General features: G+C 55.5%; 18 protein-coding genes. 14 read left to right on the top strand and 4 right to left on the bottom strand.

Annotated features, from left to right (window positions below):
* The first annotated feature begins 2 nt into the window (after positions 1 to 2).
* The 3 genes from QS713_RS01870 (at position 3) to QS713_RS01880 (ending at position 3811) form a co-directional block, all read left to right on the top strand.
* The gene (locus QS713_RS01870; protein WP_313271990.1) at positions 3 to 1361 is read left to right on the top strand and encodes a PFL family protein; all 1359 of its coding nucleotides are present in this window, start codon (positions 3 to 5) and stop codon (positions 1359 to 1361) included.
* 208 nt (positions 1362 to 1569) lie between these two features.
* Positions 1570 to 2637: an LLM class flavin-dependent oxidoreductase gene (locus QS713_RS01875; RefSeq protein ID WP_313271992.1), complete on the top strand. Its 1068-nt coding sequence runs from the start codon at positions 1570 to 1572 to the stop codon at positions 2635 to 2637.
* 82 nt (positions 2638 to 2719) lie between these two features.
* Complete coding sequence (locus QS713_RS01880; protein ID WP_313271994.1) at positions 2720 to 3811, top strand: ADP-ribosylglycohydrolase family protein; 1092 nt, start codon at positions 2720 to 2722, stop codon at positions 3809 to 3811.
* Here the strand turns inward: QS713_RS01880 and mtnN are convergent.
* Positions 3805 to 4647, bottom strand: a complete 843-nt coding sequence (gene mtnN / locus QS713_RS01885; protein ID WP_313271996.1) for a 5'-methylthioadenosine/S-adenosylhomocysteine nucleosidase — start codon at positions 4645 to 4647, stop codon at positions 3805 to 3807. The two genes, QS713_RS01880 and mtnN, sit on opposite strands and share 7 nt — an antisense overlap.
* A 137-nt stretch (positions 4648 to 4784) precedes the next feature.
* Here mtnN and QS713_RS01890 point away from each other — a divergent pair, with 137 nt between their 5' ends.
* The 4 genes from QS713_RS01890 to nrdE all read left to right on the top strand — a co-directional run bounded on the left by QS713_RS01890 (position 4785) and on the right by nrdE (position 9422).
* Entirely contained in the window at positions 4785 to 6302 is a 1518-nt protein-coding gene (locus tag QS713_RS01890) for an L-serine ammonia-lyase (RefSeq protein WP_313271998.1), read from the top strand.
* A gap of 234 nt (positions 6303 to 6536) precedes the next feature.
* Positions 6537 to 6776, top strand: a complete 240-nt coding sequence (nrdH, locus tag QS713_RS01895) for a glutaredoxin-like protein NrdH (RefSeq protein ID WP_102217027.1) — start codon at positions 6537 to 6539, stop codon at positions 6774 to 6776.
* Between the two features lie 103 nt (positions 6777 to 6879).
* The gene (gene nrdI / locus QS713_RS01900) at positions 6880 to 7281 is read left to right on the top strand and encodes a class Ib ribonucleoside-diphosphate reductase assembly flavoprotein NrdI (protein ID WP_313272001.1); all 402 of its coding nucleotides are present in this window, start codon (positions 6880 to 6882) and stop codon (positions 7279 to 7281) included.
* Positions 7266 to 9422, top strand: coding sequence for a class 1b ribonucleoside-diphosphate reductase subunit alpha (gene nrdE, locus QS713_RS01905; RefSeq protein WP_102217029.1), 2157 nt, complete (start codon positions 7266 to 7268; stop codon positions 9420 to 9422). The genes nrdI and nrdE overlap by 16 nt, the downstream gene beginning before the upstream one ends.
* Before the next feature lie 68 nt (positions 9423 to 9490).
* Here the strand turns inward: nrdE and QS713_RS01910 are convergent, their stop codons facing one another.
* The 3 genes from QS713_RS01910 to QS713_RS01920 form a co-directional block, all read right to left on the bottom strand.
* On the bottom strand, positions 9491 to 9832 hold the full coding sequence (locus tag QS713_RS01910; RefSeq protein ID WP_313272004.1) for a HepT-like ribonuclease domain-containing protein: 342 nt from the start codon (positions 9830 to 9832) through the stop codon (positions 9491 to 9493).
* Positions 9829 to 10071 carry a nucleotidyltransferase family protein gene (locus tag QS713_RS01915; RefSeq protein WP_313272006.1) on the bottom strand — a complete coding sequence of 81 codons (243 nt, stop codon included), beginning with the start codon at positions 10069 to 10071 and terminating at the stop codon, positions 9829 to 9831. Before QS713_RS01915 ends, QS713_RS01910 begins: the two co-directional genes overlap by 4 nt.
* Positions 10072 to 10287: 216 nt before the next feature.
* Positions 10288 to 11859 carry an SLC13 family permease gene (locus QS713_RS01920; RefSeq protein ID WP_313272008.1) on the bottom strand — a complete coding sequence of 524 codons (1572 nt, stop codon included), beginning with the start codon at positions 11857 to 11859 and terminating at the stop codon, positions 10288 to 10290.
* 325 nt (positions 11860 to 12184) lie between these two features.
* Here QS713_RS01920 and QS713_RS01925 point away from each other — a divergent pair, with 325 nt between their 5' ends.
* The 7 genes from QS713_RS01925 (at position 12185) to QS713_RS01955 (ending at position 19196) form a co-directional block, all read left to right on the top strand.
* Positions 12185 to 13759 (top strand): xylulokinase, encoded by a 1575-nt coding sequence (locus QS713_RS01925; RefSeq protein ID WP_313272010.1) that lies wholly within the window; start codon positions 12185 to 12187, stop codon positions 13757 to 13759.
* 9 nt (positions 13760 to 13768) lie between these two features.
* On the top strand, positions 13769 to 14818 hold the full coding sequence (locus tag QS713_RS01930; protein WP_313272011.1) for an NAD(P)H-dependent glycerol-3-phosphate dehydrogenase: 1050 nt from the start codon (positions 13769 to 13771) through the stop codon (positions 14816 to 14818).
* Positions 14811 to 15677 (top strand): DeoR/GlpR family DNA-binding transcription regulator, encoded by an 867-nt coding sequence (locus QS713_RS01935; protein WP_313272013.1) that lies wholly within the window; start codon positions 14811 to 14813, stop codon positions 15675 to 15677. The genes QS713_RS01930 and QS713_RS01935 overlap by 8 nt, the downstream gene beginning before the upstream one ends.
* A gap of 28 nt (positions 15678 to 15705) precedes the next feature.
* Positions 15706 to 16995 carry an MFS transporter gene (locus QS713_RS01940; RefSeq protein ID WP_313272014.1) on the top strand — a complete coding sequence of 430 codons (1290 nt, stop codon included), beginning with the start codon at positions 15706 to 15708 and terminating at the stop codon, positions 16993 to 16995.
* A 388-nt stretch (positions 16996 to 17383) separates the two neighbouring features.
* On the top strand, positions 17384 to 18292 hold the full coding sequence (locus tag QS713_RS01945) for an ABC transporter ATP-binding protein (RefSeq protein ID WP_313272016.1): 909 nt from the start codon (positions 17384 to 17386) through the stop codon (positions 18290 to 18292).
* Positions 18289 to 19020: an ABC transporter permease gene (locus QS713_RS01950; protein ID WP_313272017.1), complete on the top strand. Its 732-nt coding sequence runs from the start codon at positions 18289 to 18291 to the stop codon at positions 19018 to 19020. Before QS713_RS01945 ends, QS713_RS01950 begins: the two co-directional genes overlap by 4 nt.
* 23 nt (positions 19021 to 19043) lie before the next feature.
* Entirely contained in the window at positions 19044 to 19196 is a 153-nt protein-coding gene (locus QS713_RS01955; protein WP_313272019.1) for a hypothetical protein, read from the top strand.
* Positions 19197 to 19252 lie beyond the last annotated feature (56 nt).

Genomic DNA, 19252 nt, shown 5'->3' on the forward strand with positions numbered 1-19252 from the left:
AGATGGATACGGCACAGAATATCCTCGAAACTATCCAGATGATCGAGGAAGACAAACTGGATATCCGCACGGTCACGATGGGCATTAACCTGCTGGATTGTGCGGATGCGGACCCGCAGCGGGCGCGGGAGCGGATTTATAAGCGGATCACTACGCAGGCGAAAGACCTGGTGCGCATCGCCCGTGATGTGGAAGCGGAAATCGGGGTTCCGATTATTAACAAACGCATCTCGGTTACTCCAATTGCGCTGGTAGCGGCCGCGAGCGGGGTGGATGATTACGTTCCGTTTGCACAGACGCTTGATGCTGCGGCGCGGGCAGTGGGGGTGGATTTTATCGGTGGGTTTTCGGCACTGGTTGAAAAGGGTGCGTCCTATTCCGATGAGGTACTGATGGACTCGCTGCCAGACGCGTTAGCGCAAACGCAAGTGGTGTGCGGGTCGGTGAATGTGGGGTCTTCGCGTGCGGGGATCAACATGTCGGCGGTGGCTCGCATGGGTGAGGTGATGAAGCAGGCGGCAGTTAAGACGGCGGACCAGTCGGGTTTAGGTGCGGCAAAACTGGTGGTGTTCGCGAACGCGGTGGGTGATAACCCATTTATGGCGGGTGCGTTCCACGGGGTGGAGGAGCCTGATGCCGTGATTTCCGTTGGGGTTTCTGGCCCCGGGGTGGTGAAGCGTGCCCTCGAGAAAGTGCGTGGAGAATCCTTTGACGTGGTGGCCGCGGAAGTGAAAAAAGCGGCGTTTAAGATAACGCGCGTGGGCCAGTTGGTGGGCCGCATGGTTGCGCAGCGCTTGGGGGTGCGGTTTGGGATTGTTGACTTATCGCTCGCCCCCACTGCGGAAGTGGGGGATTCAGTTGCCCGAATCCTTGAGGAAATCGGGGTGCAGCGAGTGGGGGCACCCGGCACTACCGCCGCGTTGGCACTGTTGAACGACGCGGTTAAGAAGGGTGGTTTGATGGCGTGCTCGCACGTGGGGGGCTTGTCAGGCTCGTTCATTCCCGTGTCGGAAGATATTGGGATGATTGAGGCGGTTCAGGCGGGGTCTATTACTTTAGATAAGTTGGAGGCGATGACGTCGATCTGCTCGGTTGGGTTCGACATGATCGCACTGCCGGGTGACACTTCGGGGCAGACCCTCGCGGGCATGGTTGCGGATGAGGCCGCGATTGGAATCATGAACCACAAGACTACGGCGGCGCGGCTGATTGCGGTGCCGGGTGCGCAGGTGGGGGACGTGGTGGAGTTCGGTGGCTTGCTCGGCCGCGCCCCGGTTATCCCGGTGTCCAAGTTTTCTTCGCAAACCCTGGTGGAAAGAGGTGGGCGGCTTCCCGCGCCCGTGCACGGTTTGCGTAACTAACCATGGTTTGCGTAACTAAGCAAGGTTTCCGTAACTAACCACGGTTTGGGCAATTAACTGCGGTTGCGCAATCAACTGCGGGTAGTTGCAGTTAATTGTGGATGGTTGCCGCTGCGAGCTTGCGGGTCTAAACCCGGGTAGTTGCAGTGGGTCCGCGATGGCCCCGCGGGTTTGCTTTCGGTTAGAATTGCCGGTGAGGTGATGGTAAATGTCAACGCGGATCCCCATTTCAATACTTGATTTGTCACCAACGTCGCAGGGGCGTACCCGCAAGAACGCGCTGGATGATTCGTTGGAGCTGGTGCAGCTGGCGGAGCAGTGTGGGTACCGGCGTTACTGGATGGCGGAGCACCACGGTTCGCGCACGTTCATGTCGTCTGCGACGTCGTTGTTGTTGACGCGCGCGGCGGAGCACACGTCCACGATCCGGGTGGGTGCCGGGGGTGTGATGTTGCCGAATCACACGCCACTCATGGTTGCGGAGTATTACGGGACGCTTGCCACTATTTATGGTGATCGGATTGATTTGGGTTTGGGGCGCGCCCCGGGGACGGATCCGGTGACGGCGCGGGCGCTTCACCGGTCGTCTGCAGATTTGAATGATTTTGCAGATTCGGTTGCGCAGTTGCGTGCGTATTTGGGTCCGGTTCCTGATGATTCCGATGAGGGATTGTCTGGCGCGGAGGCCGCGGTGCTGGGTGTGCAGGCTAATCCGCGGGTGGTGCACCGGAAGGTGCGGGCGATTCCCGGTGAGGGCACGCAGGTTCCCTTGTGGATGTTGGGTTCGTCTTTGGGTGGGGCGCAGGTCGCGGCGGCGCTTGGTTTGCCGTATTCGTTTGCGTCGCATTTTGCGCCGAAGTTGTTGAAGCCGGCGGCGCAGACGTACCGGGCGTATTTTGACGCGCAGGCTGCGGGCACGCCCGATGCTGCTCCGTATTTGATGCCGGCGGTTAACGTGGTGGTGGCGCCTACGAAGCAGGAGGCGGACTATTTGATGACCACGCAGCTGCAGGCGCAGTCTGGGTTGATTCACGGGCGGTTAGATAAGTTGGCGCCCCCGCGTGAGGATTGGGTGGTGCAGGACCGTCCGATTCCAAAGGATGCGCCCGGCGGGGTGGATCCGACGTATATTACGGGTGCGCCCGAGCAGGTTGTGGATCAGTTGGAGGCGTTCGCGGCCGATGTGGAAGCGGATGAGTTGATGGTGGTGACGAACGTGTGGGATCCGACTTTGCGGCGGCGTTCCTACGAGTTACTTGCCCAAGCTTGGGTTTAAATCCAGTGACTTTGCCTGCGGTTTTGTGTCGTGAATCCACCTGGGGTTTTTATCCCGTTAGTTTACTTGGAGTTTTCGCATCGTGAGTTTGCCTGGGGTTTTGGTGCCGCGGGGTAGTTCTGACCGGCTCATGAGGGCGGTGGGTGCCGCGGTGGGTGCGGCGTGTGGTTCCGCGTTGGCAGGTCCGTGGTCGCTGCGCCAGCCACCGCGTGATGACGAACCCGTTCGCATGCGTTCGGGCCGCTGGGGTGAACCGGTTGAATTAGCGGTTTTAGTGCTGGAGGTTGCGCAAGACGAGGCGGGTTATTCTGCTCCGTCTACACCAGCTGCCCAAGTCACCCCCTCGGGCCTTTCCACTCCCGCGGGGCTGCACAAGCTGTCAACCCGCATGCTCGCTTGGTTTAAGGCAGGTGAGCGGGACTTGCCCTCGGGGGTGCAAACCCTCTTGTCGGCCGCGGTGGACGCGGGGGCCCTAGCAGCCGAGACCGGTGGGGTAGGCGAAACCGGGGGAATAACCGTAGAAACCGGGGGTTTGACGCAGCTGGCGAACAAGCGGTTCGAAGGGCAGCGGGTGCGGGAGCGGTTTGCTGACAACCTGATTTTGCATTCGGGGTTGTCCGCGTTGGCAGCCACGAACGTGGGGCAGGCTGCGGTTGCGGCGGAGTCGGTGGCTCGCCTTACGTCCGCGCATCCACACACGGTGGCGGCAGCGGGGTATTTGAGTGCCCTTATTTTTGAGGCAATCCACTCGGTGAAAGACCAGCCGGTGGCTCGGATCCGCCCGCATCTGGCGAGTTCACTGGTGTCGGAACTGGAACGTCCCTTGATTCAAGAGGCGATCGGTGGGGGCGTGCGCGGAGCCGGGTTGTCTGCGTTGGACGCGCTTGCGGGGATGCATGCGGCGCTCGCGGTTGCAGTCGAAGAATCTGAACGCAACCCACGGCTCAACCCCGTGCAAGTGGGGGTTGAAGCGGCGGTGCGTGCCGGTGGGGATAGTGCCACTGTGGCGGCATTAACCGGCGCGGTGCTTGGGGCCGTGTGGGGGCTTGCTGCGATTCCCGCTGAGTGGCTAGAACGAATTCACGGCTGGCCCGGGTTCAACTGGACGGGCTTGCGTGACCTCGCTGCGGGCGCGTTCCAAGCTCGCCTTGAAACCCCATCTTTGGGTCAGTAACCGCACGGAAGGGCGCTCAGGAGGGCTTGAACTGCGTTCGCGGACACTTGGGCGGCTTCGGACCCGTCAACGTGGAAATCGTCGCCGGCCTGGGGGCCGCACAGGTCCGATATTCCTCGTAAGGATAAGAATTCCACGCCTGTTTTTGCGCACACTTGGGCGGCGGCGGTGCTTTCCATGTCCGCTCCGATGGCGCGGGGGAATGTGGTGCGCATATTCTCCACGGTTTCTGTGGTTATAAACGCGTCGGAGGAAGCCACTTGCCCGAACGTTAACCCGGGTACCTCCAAACTATGGGCCGCTGCCAACAGGGTTTGCCCGGCCGGGTAAGTGGCGGGCATGCCGGGTACTTGCCCGGGTTCGTAGTCAAACATGGTTGCGTCCGCCCGCGAATACGTGTAGTCCGTACCCGCGCACACGTCCCGCACCCGCGTGCTTGCCGCCAACCCGCCGGTAGTGCCCGCACACAGGTAAAACTTCGGCTGGTAGCGGCTGCACATAACCGTGGCGGCATACGCGGCGTTCACCAACCCGATGCCCGTCGTCACCACCACAACTCGCTTGCCGGCGATGGTGCCGACCGCCACGTCTAACCCAGCCTGCGTGGTTTGCTTAAACCCCTCCTGGGCAGCAAGGACCTCAAGAAAAGGAGCCGCTTCCATAGGCATGGCAGTCGCAATCACTATTTGTGGGCGGGCCGCATCAGAATCAGCGGTTTTAAACGTAGCTTCAAAATCGTTGTTAAAAGTGGAGTCAGGATTCAGATTCGGGCTAGTCGTCATGCTCACATTGTTCCACAGTATTTGCTTGAGGTTACAGCCCCTCTTTTCGTTCATTACAACCGATGGTGCGGGACACGCGTTGCCGGCGGGTAAATCGGCGGCTAAACGCGTATCGTTTGGCATATAACTGTACGTGCGTGAGTGCTGAGTGAAGTGGGTGCGCTTCGCAAGAGGAACCTGAAGGGGAAAGTATGGTTTCAATCCAGAAAACACACGGGGCATCCCCAGCCGCGATGATGGCTGGTGAGATGGAGGCGAAAACCACGCCCAGGCCCCTTTCGGTGTTCGACATGTTCACCATCGGAATCGGCCCTTCGTCTTCACACACCGTGGGGCCCATGTTGGCGGCAGCCGCGTTTGCACGGAACCTCCAGAAAAAATGCGTCCACCCTACCCGCTTGAGGGTCGACCTGTTTGGGTCGCTGGGTGCTACGGGTCGTGGTCACTCCACAGACCGCGCGGTAATGATGGGGTTGGAAGGTTATGAACCGGCTACTGTGCCAGCCGAAGTGGTGGCTGGGATTGATGAGCGGGTGGCGAAGCAAGAACGCTTGCGTGTTAACGGACAGGACGTGCCGTTCACCAGGGAAAGCATTGTGTTCCGCCCCCTTACGACACTGCCGTACCACGCGAACGCCCTCACCCTCACGGCGGAATATGAAGGCGGTAGCGTGGTTAAAACCTACTATTCAATCGGTGGTGGGTTCGTGATGGTTGACGAATCAGACGACCCAACCCACCCGGATGTGGCCGCGCTGGTAACTGACGACGCGAAACAAACCCACGAGATTGCCGCGCCCTACCCGTTCGCAACCGCGCGTGAACTACTGGACCGGTGCGAACAAGCGGGCCTGTCGATCGCGCAGCTGGTGCGGGCAAACGAAGAGGCAGCGCACTCCCACGCGGAACTGAACAACTACCTGGACGCGGTTGAGGCGGCAATGGCGCAGTGCATAGAAGCGGGATGCACCACCCAGGGGGTGCTGCCGGGTGGGTTGAACGTGGCGCGCCGAGCTTCGAAACTGTTCGAAACCCTGCAAGACCGCACCAGTGACCAGCCCGCTGCCTGCGACGCACGCGCGTGGGTGGGGACGAACGCGGATCCGCTGCGGGCCATGGATTGGGTGAACTTGTATGCGCTCGCGGTGAATGAAGAGAACGCGGCCGGTCACCGAGTGGTTACCGCGCCAACAAATGGGGCGGCTGGCGTGATTCCCGCGGTTTTGGGATATTTGCTGCATTTTTGCCCTGAGGGACAGGCCGACCCGGTGCGGGGAAGGCGTGACTTCTTGCTGGCCGCCACCGCGATCGGCGGGTTGATTAAGACGAATGCGTCGATCGCGGGCGCGGAAGTGGGGTGTCAAGGCGAGGTTGGTTCGGCTTCCGCGATGGCTGCCGCTGGGCTTGCCGAGGCACTGGGCGGTACCCCGATGCAGGTGGAGAACGCGGCAGAGATCGCGATGGAGCATTCGCTGGGCATGACGTGCGACCCGGTTGGGGGCCTGGTGCAGATCCCATGTATTGAACGCAACGCTATTGCGGCGGTGAAAGCGATTAACGCGGCCCGCATGGCTCTGTGGGGGGACGGTCGGCACACGGTGCCGCTGGACGCGGCGATTGAAACGATGTGGCAAACCGGGCAGGACATGCATTCGCGGTACAAGGAAACCTCGGTCGGGGGGCTAGCGGTAAACGTGGTGGAATGCTAGTGCAGGCAGTGGGTGTCCACGGTTTTCCCTCAGGCTAATATCGCGCGAAGGCGTGTGAAAGCGCGTTAAAATGCGCGAAACTACGTGTGGGCGGAAAACTGTGAGAAACACGCTATTTAGTGGGTAGTGCGAAACTCAACCACTAAGTGTAGTGTTTACACCGTAGGATTTTTCACCAAGCGAGATTTAAGAACGCATTCCAAAAAGGGGTGCGGACCGACCGGAAGGGCCAGAATGATCACGGTTTACAGTAAACCCATGTGCGTACAGTGCGATGCTACGAAGCGGGCGTTGAACCGCCAAAAACTGGAGTACAAGACAGTCGACATCACGGTTGACCAGCAGGCGTACGAGTACGTGACTTCCCTGGGGTTTGCGCAGGCACCCGTGGTGGTGGCTGGCGACCAGCAGTGGGCGGGATACCGGCCGGACCTCATTAAGAAAATGGCGAAAGAACTCGCGGTAGCGAACTAAACCTGCCACGTGCGCTAGCCACGGCAGCCAGGTAAGGCGGGTCACTAAAATAGCGCAGAATACACAGAAGTCATTTAGTTTTATAGGTGAGGTCAACCCGAAAGTGGTGCATGTCGTTTATTTTTCTTCGGTAACGGAAAACACGAAACGTTTTGTGGATAAGCTCGGTTTTGAAGCGAAACGGATTCCGCTTAGGCCCCGCGACCCGTTCTTGTACGTGGATGAACCGTACGTGCTGGTCGTACCCACCTATGGGGGTGGCAACGTGGGGGGCGCTGTGCCGAAGCAGGTAATTAAGTTCTTGAATGTGAAAGAGAACCGAGATTTGTGCCGCGGCGTGATCACAGGTGGGAATTCAAATTTTGGTAAAGCGTACTGTCTGGCGGGGGACATTATTGCTAAGAAGTTGAACGTCCCGCACATGTATCGGTTTGAACTACTGGGCACACCACAGGACGTGGATGTGGTCCGCAAAGGATTGGAAGAGTTTTGGCAAACAATTTAACGGATACGGGTCTAGAGACGTCACTGCCTCCGGAGTTGGATTACCATTCGCTGAACGCTCAGCTGAACCTGTATGACAAGGACGGGAACATTCAGTTCGACGCGGACCGCAAGGCGGCACGTCAATACTTTTTGCAGCACGTTAACCAGAACACCGTGTTTTTCCACAATTTGAAGGAAAAGCTAGATTACTTGGTGGAAGAAGGCTACTACGAACCTGAGGTTCTGGAGCAGTACTCGTTCGACTTCGTGAAGTCCCTGTATAAGCGGGCGTATGGGAAAAAGTTCCGGTTCCCCACGTTCTTGGGGGCTTACAAGTATTACACGTCGTACACGTTGAAGACGTTTGATGGGAAGCGTTACCTGGAGCGTTACGAGGATCGGGTGACGATTGTGGCCCTGTATTTAGCGCGAGGTGATGAGGCCTTGGCGCAGCGTTTGGTGGATGAGATTATCGATGGGCGGTTCCAACCTGCGACACCAACGTTTTTGAATGCGGGTAAGAAGGCGCGCGGCGAGTTGGTGTCGTGTTTCTTACTGCGGATTGAAGACAATATGGAGTCGATTGCCCGGGCGATTAACTCGGCTTTGCAGTTGTCTAAACGCGGCGGCGGAGTGGCGTTGAACCTGTCTAACCTGCGTGAGTCGGGTGCGCCGATTAAGAAGATTGAGAACCAGTCTTCCGGGGTCATTCCGGTGATGAAGCTGCTGGAGGATTCGTTCAGTTACGCGAACCAGTTGGGTGCCCGCCAGGGTGCGGGTGCGGTGTATTTGAATGCGCACCACCCGGACATCATGGGTTTTTTGGATACTAAGCGGGAGAATGCGGACGAGAAGATTCGGATTAAATCGCTGTCGCTCGGCGTGGTGATTCCGGATATTACGTTTGAGTTGGCGCGTAATAAGGAGCCGATGTACCTGTTCAGCCCCTATGATGTGGAGCGGGTGTACGGGGTGCCGTTCACGGAGATTTCGGTTACGGAGAAGTACCGGGAGATGGTGGATGATAAGCGGATCCATAAGAAGAAGGTGGATGCGCGGAAGTTCTTCCAGACGATCGCGGAGATCCAGTTTGAGTCTGGTTACCCGTACATTGTGTTTGAGGATACGGTGAATCGGGCGAATCCGATTAAGGGTCGGATCACGATGTCTAACTTGTGTTCTGAGATTCTGCAGGTGTCGGAGGCTTCGGAGTTTAATGAGGATCTGACTTACTCGCATGTGGGTAAGGACATTTCGTGTAACTTGGGCTCGCTCAATATTGCGAAGACAATGGATTCACCGGATTTCGCGGGCACTGTTGAGACGGCGATCCGGGGTTTAACATCTGTTTCTGATTTGTCGAATATCGCATCGGTTCCGTCGATTGAGCGGGGGAACGCGATGTCGCACGCGATCGGGTTGGGGCAGATGAACCTGCATGGTTATTTGGCGCGTGAAGGCGTGTTTTACGGTAGTGAAGAGGCTTTGGACTTCACGAACATGTATTTTTACGCGGTGGCTTACCAGGCGTTGCGGGCGTCGAATAAGATTGCGCGTGAGCGTGGGGAGTCGTTTGTTGGGTTTGAGGATTCAAAGTACTATTCGGGTGAGTATTTTGAGAAGTACATTGAGGGCGTGTGGGAGCCGCAGACGGATAAGGTCCGGGAGCTTTTGGATGCGTCCACGATTTACATTCCGACGCAGGAGGATTGGCGTCAGTTAGCAGCTGATATTCGTGAGGGCGGGATGTATCACCAGAATCTGCAGGCGGTGCCCCCAACTGGGTCGATTAGTTACATTAATAATTCGACGTCGTCGATTCACCCGATTGTGTCGAAGATTGAGATCCGTAAGGAAGGTAAGATCGGGCGTGTTTACTACCCGGCGCCTTACATGACGAACGACAATTTGGAGTACTACCAGGATGCGTACGAGATTGGTCCGAAGAAGATCATTGATACGTACGCGGTGGCGACGCAGCATGTTGACCAGGGCTTGTCACTAACCCTGTTCTACCCGGACACGGTTTCCACTCGGGATTTGAACCGGAACTACATTTACGCGTGGCGCAAGGGAATTAAGACCATGTATTACATGCGTATCCGCCAGTTAGCGTTGCAGGGCACGCAGGTGGATGATTGCGTGTCGTGCATGCTGTAGTTTTTCTTCTTGAGGTGGTGGGAACCTCTAGGTACTCGGGGTCGCGCTGGTGAGGCGCGGCCCCGAGGCTAGTCTTGCGGACTTTCGCCAAGTCTGGTTTTCGCTCTTTTCAATGACTGTTCCAGGATTGGAAGATCATTACTAACGGTAGCTTTAACTATTGCGTGGTCAACACCGGTATAAGCGTGAACAATTCGATTTCGCATTCCCCGTATCGCTGCCCAATTATCTTGAGTAACTTCTTTTCTTAGAGAACTGTCCAATTTGCTTAGGGTATCGATTAGAACGGCAATACGTAATGCCACAGCATCGAAAACTATTGGATTGTCGAAGCCTGACTTAGTGTATTCATTAATCAAACTGATGTTTGTAATTGCTTCCTCAATTAGATCAAGGTTGCTTTTCTTCATATTGCAATAGATTCTTGTTCAACTTGTTTCGATACATCGGGGAGTAAAGATTGTCTATAGATCAGGTCGACGGGTACACCAACAAGGTTAGATAGTTTTTCCTGTACGACAGCTAAAGAGAAAAATCCTAAAGGCTTATCTGTTGACACTAAAATATCCAGATCAGATTGGTCTGAATCTTCTTCTCGAGCGGAAGATCCAAACACTGCAGGATCGTACATACCATTATTTTTAAGCACAGATATAAACTCCTCCCGTACTCGTTGAAGACGGAGGAGATTCTCGCCGCACTCATGGCTTGTCATATAACCAGCATACCTTCGGTTTCACAGCGACAGCTAGTACTTAACGTAACTCCAGAACTAATTGCTTGAGGATTTTTGTTTCAGCACAAAGCTCGGGGTCGCGCTGGTGAGGCGCGGCCCCGAGTTCTGTTAGGTGTGTGGACGGTTGGGTTAGATGGTTATGCCGAGGATCAGGGGTCCGAACGCTAGGGTCCATATGGTTATGAAGATGACTGCGATTATGTTCAGCCAGATACCGGCTTTAACCATTTGCCCAATAGTGATGTAGCCAGATCCGTAGGCGATCGCGTTGGGCGGAGTAGCTACGGGAAGCATGAACGCGGTGGTGGCAGCCAGGGCGACGGGGATGACGAGTAGTTGCACGTCGATACCCATGCCCACAGCAACGGCCCCGAGGATGGGTAGGAACGCGGCTGCGGTAGCGGTGTTTGACGTCATTTCTGTGAGTGCCAACACGAGTATTGTTACGCAGATTATGATCACTACGATCGGCAGGCCAGAGAGGCCTTTGGCGAGGTTACCGATCCACAGTGAAAGCCCAGAGATTCCAAATACTGCGGATAGGGATAGGCCGCCGCCGAACAGGAGGAGCACGTCCCACGGGATTTTCTTAGCGGTGTTCCAATCCAGAATCGCTACTCCCTCATTGGGTTTTGCGGGAGTAATGAACAAAACTAAGGCAAGTACCATCGCGATAGTGGCGTCACTAATGGGCCCATCTGGCCAGATGGTGGGGATGATTATCCACGCGAGTGCGGCACAAATGAATATGGCGCACACGGTTTTTTCTTGCGCCGTCATGGGCCCCATTTTTTCTAGCTCGCCGCGGATAAGTTGTTTCCCACCGGGGATTTCTTCGATCTCCGGTTTGTATAGGCGGATCAGTACTTGCCAGGCGACGATCAGGAAGATCCAGGCCATGGGGGCGGCGAACAGCATCCATTTACCGAAGTTCAGTGTCACGTGGTGCGTGTCCATCATGTAGCCGCGCAGCAGGGCGTTCGGTGGGGTGCCAATCAGGGTGGATAGGGATGCGATTGAGGAAGAGTAGGCGATTCCGAGCATTAGGGCGGTCCCGAAGTTCGAGACGATGGGTTTACCGCCGTCAGTTTTTACGTGTCCGACTGTGGTGAGTACGGAAATTCCGATTGGGAGCATCATGACGGCGGTGGCGGTGTTGGATACCCACATGGTGAGGAATCCGGATGCGATCATGAACCCTAGGATTAACCGTTTGGGTTTGGTGCCGACCAGGAGGACGATGTTTAGTGCGAGCCGCCGGTGGAAGTTCCATCGTTGCATCGCGAGGGCGAGAAAGAAACCACCCATGAATAGGAAGATGGTTGATGAGGCGTAGGGGGAGCCGGCTTCTTTAAAGGTTGCCACCCCGAGGATCGGGAAGATGGTAACTGGTACTAGTGCGGTTGCGGCGAGGGGGATTGCTTCTGTCATCCACCAAATCCCCATGAGCACTGCAACAGCGGCTGTCATTGCGATTATGGTGCCGCTGGTTTCTACGTCATTTTCCGCGAGCGTAGACACGAGTTCGGGGGAGAGGTGTTTGGGGAAGATGAGGTAGATGATTATCGCTGCGATTACACCCCCTACGAGGCCACCGAAGTGGCGGATCCATGGGCGACCAGGGGGCATTATCGTTTCGTCTTTATTTGATTGCGATCCAGCTGAGATCGGTGAGTCTTTAGGGATCTTAGGGCTACTCATCGGAAAACTCCTTTCATTGAGATGGGTATTGACAACACGAGTAACCGCTGAGGTACGCGAGGAGAGGGGCGTGCACCTGACGGGTAACTGCATGTGCCTCAGCGCACACGCTTATAGAAGAACTATAGGGGACTTTTGGCCCATACGGGTTTATTTCGCGCAATTTGGTCAAATATTTAAGAAATTGTGCATGAGGCAGTGTGCAGGCGTCTGCTTGGAGTAACCAGCTGTGAAAAACAACAAGAAACATGTTGTTTTCTGTTATGAATAGGGTTATGGTTGTACGTGTTCAGAGTTCACCATTCAACGAAGAATGCGAGGCAACATGTCTAGTCCAACCAACCGGATGCGCAGCGGCCCCCTGGTGGTGGCCATTGATTCGTCCACTACCTCAACGAAAGCAATTATTGTCGACGTGGGTGGCAACGTTTGGTACACGGCCCGGCGCAACATTCAGCTGCACACGCCCGCGATGGACCAGTACGAGCATAATGCGATTAGGTGGTGGGAAACCACGCACGCGGTTATTGGTGAGGTACTTGCTAAACTCTCTCGCCGTAACCGGCAGCGCGTGGCGGCGATCGGCATCACCCACCAGCGCGAATCGTTCGCCCCATTTGATGCGAACGGGCGGCCGCTCCGGCAGGGGATATTGTGGTTAGATGGCCGCGCTACCAACCAAATCCGCCAGTACGGTAACGCGCACATCCACGAGCTTTCCGGTAAACCCGCGGGTGTTACCCCCGCGATTTACAAGATGGCGTGGTTGAAGCAGAACGAACCTCAGGTGTTCGAAAAAGCTCACAAAGTGGTGGAGGTACACGGTTACATCACGTGGAACCTCACCGGGCAGTGGGTGACTTCGCAAGCAGCTGCAGATTCCCTCGGGCTATTTGACATTAAACGGCGCGACTGGGCACCGGAACTGCTCGAAATCGCAGGGGTGGATCGCGAGCAGATGGCGGATCTGGTGGAACCTTCACGCGAAATGGGGCGTCTAAAACCAGAACTCGCAAACGAATGGGGAATCGGTGAGATCCCGATAATCGCGGGTTTAGGCGACGGGCAAGCTGCGGGAATAGGGGCGGCAGCGGTTGAACCCGATGTGGGTTTCTTAAACCTTGGCACAGCGGTGAACGCGGGTGTGGAAAGCCCGGAATATAAGTACGATTCCGTGTTCCGCACGCACGTTTCGGGCATTCCAGGTAATTACGTGTTTGAGGTTCTGCAGTCTTCCGGGTCGTACTTGGCAGGCTGGTTCCGGCAGGCTCTTGGGGATCCGAAATTACTGGGCGAACCCGATCCGGCGCTCGACCGGGCGGCAGCAAACATACCCCCGGGCGCCGAAGGGCTAGTGACCCTACCGTATTGGAATGCGGTGCAATCCCCGTACTGGGATTCCGTGGCTCGCGGCGCCGTGGTGGGGTGGCGAGGCACCCACTCGCGGGCACACATGTACCGGTCGATACTGGAATCCATCGGGTTTGAAATGCGGTTGAACCTAGATGCGGTAGAAGCAGGAACTGGCGTGACCCTGCGGGGTCTGCGCGCTATGGGTGGGGGCACCCGGTCTGCATTGTGGCGCCAAATCATGGCGGATTGCACGGGTCTACCCGTGCGGGTGTGTGCAGAAGAAGAGATTTCCGCCCTCGGCGCTGCCGTGCTCGCCATGGCTGGCGTACACGCCTTCGGGGACGGCGATGTGGCTAACGCAGCTAAACAGATGGCGCGTTACGGCGATACCGTGGAACCGGACCTCAAGCTGCATGAACGCTACCAAGAAATCGCGAGCGTACAGCGGGAACTGTACCCGAAACTAAAAGACACGTTTGAACATTTACATCAACTGGCAGAGAAGTACCCATCGACGCGGCCGGAATCGCCAGCTGCGGAACTCTAAGGAGGAACTATGACGGTCATAACTGTACTCGGTGCTGGGGCTATGGGCTCCGCGTTGTGCACCCCGGTGGCGGACGCCGGGTGGGAAGTGCGTTTGTGGGGAACGTGGTTGGATGATCACCTTTTGGATGCGGTAGAACGCGGTGAACCCCACCCGCGCACTAAAGAACCGCTTGCGCAGGGCGTGCACCTGTACCGTTCCGACCAGTTGGAGGAGGCTCTGGCGGGTGCGAACGTGGTGGTGATGTCGGTGGCGTCGGTGGGGGTGCCGAAGGTGACGGAGCTGGCGCTCGCGGGGATTGCGAAAGCGGATGCGTTGTGGATGACGTCGAAAGGGTTCTGTGAGGCCCCGGATGGGACTGTTGAGCAGCTTCCGGTTGCGATTCGCAGGATTGCGCAAGAAAACGGTTACAACGAGCTTCCTCCGATTGTGGCGATCGCGGGGCCGGTGAAGGCGAATGAGTGTGCGGGCCGTAAACCTACCGCCACTATTTTCGGGTGTTTAGATGGTGCGGTGTCTAAGAAGTACGCGCAGGCAGCGGCGACCTCTAATTACGCGATTGAGCATACGGACGATGAGGTGGGGGTAGAGATTTGCGCGCCCATGAAGAATGTTTACGCGATCGCACTTGGGATTGCAGATGGGCTGGAGGAAGCCACGGGCGTGCCGCACCACAATTTGAAGGCGGCAACGTTTACGCAGGCGGTTAAGGAAATGTCGCTGCTGGGCCAGTCGCAGGGCGCGAAGCCGCAGACCGCGTTTGGTTTGCCTGGGGTGGGTGACTTGGAGGTCACGGGCCTGTCTGGGCGCAATAAGGTTTATGGCGTGAGGTTGGGTCGGGGTGAGAATCCAGCGCAGGCACTTGCGGAAATGGACCGTTTGGAACAGACCGTTGAGGGAGTGCCAGCGGCGGGGCTGGCGATCAAGTTTGTGCACCAGCATGCGGCGGATATAGCAGATGAGCTGCCGCTTTTGAATGCGGTGGTGAAAATCCTCAATGAGGAAACCACTGAGCCCGTTAAAGACGTGGTGGCGCAGGCGGTATTGCCCCGTGCGTAAGAATAAGAAGGACTCTCCCACTTCTGTAAGCCCTGGTCAGCTGGTATCTAGTGCTGCGGGTGCGTCGGATGCTGCGGATGCTCATGTGGGTGGGAAGGACCCGAAGTCTAGGCGCCGCGCGATTATGGATCACGTGGTGCAGGCGGGGGCGACTCATGTGGATGAGCTCGCTCGCCTGCTGGGCGTGTCCACGATGACGGTTTACCGGGATGTCGCGCAGTTGGAACGCAGCCAATTGGTGTCACTGAACCGGGGAGAAGTGGTGCCGGCAGAAACGTCTTTGACGGAAGCTGCAGCGCACGTGCGGGTGGCGATTAACCCGCAGGTGAAAGCGGTTTTAGCGGCACAGGCGCGGCAGTTCCTAAGCCCGGGTTGTTCCGTGGTTATGGACGATTCCTCATCGAATATTCCCCTGTTGAAATATTTACCAGACTACGCGCCTATAACCGTGGTAACGAACGCGGAATTCGTTGCTAGTAAGGTGCGGGCGATGCAGGGTGTGCGGCTGATTTTGACGGGTGGGGAGTATGAGGCGTGGGCGGAGTCGTATTTTGGCGACCTTGCGGAAGCGGCGGTGAACCAGTTACGCATCGACGTGTGCATTATGTCAGCTACCGCATTGTCGGCTCAGTGGGTGTATCACCCGAACCAGAATGTGGCGCGGGTGAAACGCGCTATGATTGCGGCGGCGCGCACGAAAGTGCTGGTGGTGGATTCGTCGAAGTTCGCTAAATCCGCTTTGTATAAGGTGGGGCCAACCACGGATTTCGACACGATTATTACTGACCAGCACACGCCTAGCAGCGTGGTGGAACAATTGCGCGAGGCCGGCGTTGAGGTGCGTGTCGTTAAAGTTTGAGGTGAGAAAAGGAGAACCTGAACGCTTAATGCCTGAAAACTCTAACCCTAAACCCCGGTTGTGGACTCCCGTGTTCACAATGTTGACCGTAGCTAACTTTGGGGTGGCCATGGGGTTCTTTATGACCATGGCGACCATGGCGTCGTTCGCGATTTCGCAGTTCGCGGCGTCTAATACGAGTGCGGGTCTTGTGAACTCGGTGTTCGTGTTGGGAGCGATGGCTTCGCGGATTGTGGGTGGGAAACTAACGCAAACCGTGGGGTTTAAACGCATTATTGTGTGGTCGGTGTCGTTGAATATGGTGGCGGCTGGCTTGTATTTTGTGGCTGTGTCACTGCCGGTTACGGTGCTGATCCGAATTGCGCACGGGTTTTTGTACGGCATGGTGCAGACCGCGCTGTCGGGCGCGGTGATGATGAAGGTGCCGGCATCTCGGCGGGCGGAAGGTTCGGGTTGGTTTACCACGGGTTTGTCTTTAGCTACGGGGCTTGCGCCGTTTTTGGGAATGCTGTTTTATAACTCTGAGCACGGGCAGACACTCGTGTTCATTTTTGTGTTCGCCATGGCGGTTTTAGCTTGGGTGATGTGCCAGTTAGCTGCCCGCCATCTGGATGTGAACGATGGGATTGTGGAAACGACTTCGCATGCTGTGGCACGCATTCTTGATGCTGATGAGGGGCTGGGGCGTAAACGGCCGCGGCGCGTGGCGCGTTCACACTGGTTGGATTTCAGCAGTTATTTTGATTTGCGGGCGGTGCCGATTGCGACAATCGTTGCGATGTGTGCGTTCGCGTTCGGCGCGGCACTGACGTTCATGGACACGTATTCACGCGAGATTGGGTTGGTGTCTGCGGGCCAATGGTATTTCTTGGTGTATGGCGCGGTGATTTTAGTTGCCCGCCCACTTGGAGGCATTATTCAAGATCGTAAGGGTGACGATATCGTCGTTATTCCCCTCATTATTTCTACGGCAGCGGGAATTTGTTTAACCGCACTGGCGCATTCACCACTGGTGTTGCTGGTGGGGGCGGCTCTGCTTGGCATGGGGTACGCCACGATCGTGTCTGCCGGGCAGGCAATATCTGTAGACCGCGTGGGGGTAGCGCGGTCTGGCTTGGCGGTGTCTTCGTATTTTCTGATTGTGGATATGGGTACGGGAGTGTCGCCGGCGATTTTGGGGGCTCTAGTGGATCCGCTGGGGTTTCGGGGCATGATGTTGGCTGCCGGTGCGGTGGCGTTGGTGGCTTTGGTTTTGTATCTACTTATCGTGTTTACACGCCCGTATCGTCACGGCGGAGGTCGGTTAGACATCCGGTAGGACCTCAGTGCGGATAAGTATATATAAACATGTAATTATCCTGGGTGTTTATTTGAGAAAGGTATTGCGCCAAACTTGTTACCTGTGAGACTATCCATTTAGTGAAATAAAACACTGTTCAGTAGAACTGGGTGGTTTAAAGCTCAATATTAGACCTTAGCGTTTAGTGCCACATAAATGAATTTTCGTACCCCCACTAACGAGTTGTTTGGATACTGATAGGAGGTTGATTATGCGTGACAGTGACAGACCCTGGCTTAGGAAAGACACGATTTACGTATCTAGATGTAATGGTACAGATAACTACTTGTGTTGAGAGAAGCTAGAAAGTGTGGGGTACGCGATATTATCCCGCGTGTCCCACAGCTCAGTATCGAAGGAAAAATAAATGACAGATTCACTCGTGGATATCAAAGACATGACTGTCAGGATCAAGGGTAGAACCATACTTGATGGTGTCAACCTGAAGGTTGAGCCAGGATCGTTTCACGGTATCATTGGCCCGAACGGAGCGGGCAAGACGACACTATTTACAACCATTCAAGGGTTTCGTGAACCATCCCGAGGCACGGTTCGTCTTATGGGGCAAAATCCCTATCCACGAGATGTCGGTCTTCTAGCTAAGATCGGGATTCAACCACAGCGTTCGTCATTTTTTCCTAAAACTACTCTCCAAGAACACCTAACCGTCGTCGCGCAGTTACAGGGAGCTCCACCAACTAGGGTGCCGCAGCTTATCGACGAACTCAATCTAGGGCACGTTAAGAAAACTAAAGTTGAGGCACTTTCAGGTGGTGAACGACAGCGTCTAGCTGTCGCAACAGCGATCATTCACCATCCAAAAATACTGTTTCTAGATGAACCAACCGCAGGCCTGGACCCTGAAACCCGAAACAATCTTGTTTCCCTGCTTCAAAGCACTAATTTGCGCGGTATGACTACGCTCTACACCACCCACTTCCTAGACGAGGCTGAAAGGTTATGTGACGTGGTTTCAATCTTGGACACGGGGAGGATTCTAACTACTGAAAGTCCGCGTAAGATGATTGAGAATGCAGCTCTTGGATCTACGGTTTTACTTCCCCACGCACTTCACCAGGCAGACGTACTTTCTGCGGCATTTGGGGAGAACCAAGTCAGGATTACTAAAGACGGAGTCACAATCCGCACTAGTGATACGTCAAAACTTTTTGTCCAACTGGAGCACCTAGGAATCGACACTAGTGGTGCCCACGTGTCAGACGGCAGGTTGGAAGATGTTTATTTAGCAATCACAGGAAAGGACTACGTAGCATGAGTTCTTACAAGGCACTATCGAAAACTATGCTGAAGTATGACCTGCGCGATTGGTCAACTCTTTTCTTTACGTTTGCTTTCCCAGCTGGTCTGCTTATCGCACTTGTACTAACCCTAAAAGACTCGATTCCAAGCCCGGACCCAGCGGGTGCTATAAGCGCAAACATAATTGCTTTTGGTGCCGCGTTCGTGGGGATTTATGCGGGTGCTACCCACCTGGCTCTTTGGCGCGAAAACGGTATGTTTAATGTGCTCAGAAATTTCCCACTATCGTCGAACACAGTACTTGCCGCTCAAGCATCAGCTGGCACTCTATTGCTCTTGGGGCAGATTCTGGCACTGTTTTTGATTGCGCTAGTGTTGGGAGTATCACCAGCTGCTACTTTTCTTATCGCAGTTATACCTACTGTGTTTGGATACCTTCTGTTCTTCTTCGTTGGCGTCGTGTTGGGTGTCATAGTCCCCTCAATGGCGGGTGTTTCCATGGCGGCAACGTTGATTATTATTCCTCTCGGCATAATCGGAGGTGCGATGATGCCGGTAGAAATGCTGCCGGATTGGGTGCAAACCATCGCTCCGTACACCCCGATTTACCATATGCGTGAAGCCATTTCGATGACACTGATTAACGTGGGAACTTGGAAAGCGTTCGGTATCGGAATGTTGTACCTGATTTGTGTGGGTGCTTTGTTTGGACTATTAGCCCAACGAATCATGAAATTCAGATAGATGAATTGTCTAAGAGGCAAATCATGTTTGTAGAACTCAAACAAAACCTTAGCCGGTCTCAAGCAATAGCTGAAGCTAGCGAAGCAGTCGTAGTTAACGGTGGAGAACAAGCCTTCAACTTGCTTCTTGAGTTTTTCTCTTTTGAAGGTGTTGTTACTGGTTGTTTTTCTGACTAACATAGCTTGGTGATCTCAATGGCAAAGAAACCTGATGAGAAGTTATTTATTATCGG

Origin of the sequence: Gleimia hominis, from assembly GCF_032085515.1 — a bacterium.
GTDB lineage: Bacteria > Actinomycetota > Actinomycetes > Actinomycetales > Actinomycetaceae > Gleimia > Gleimia hominis.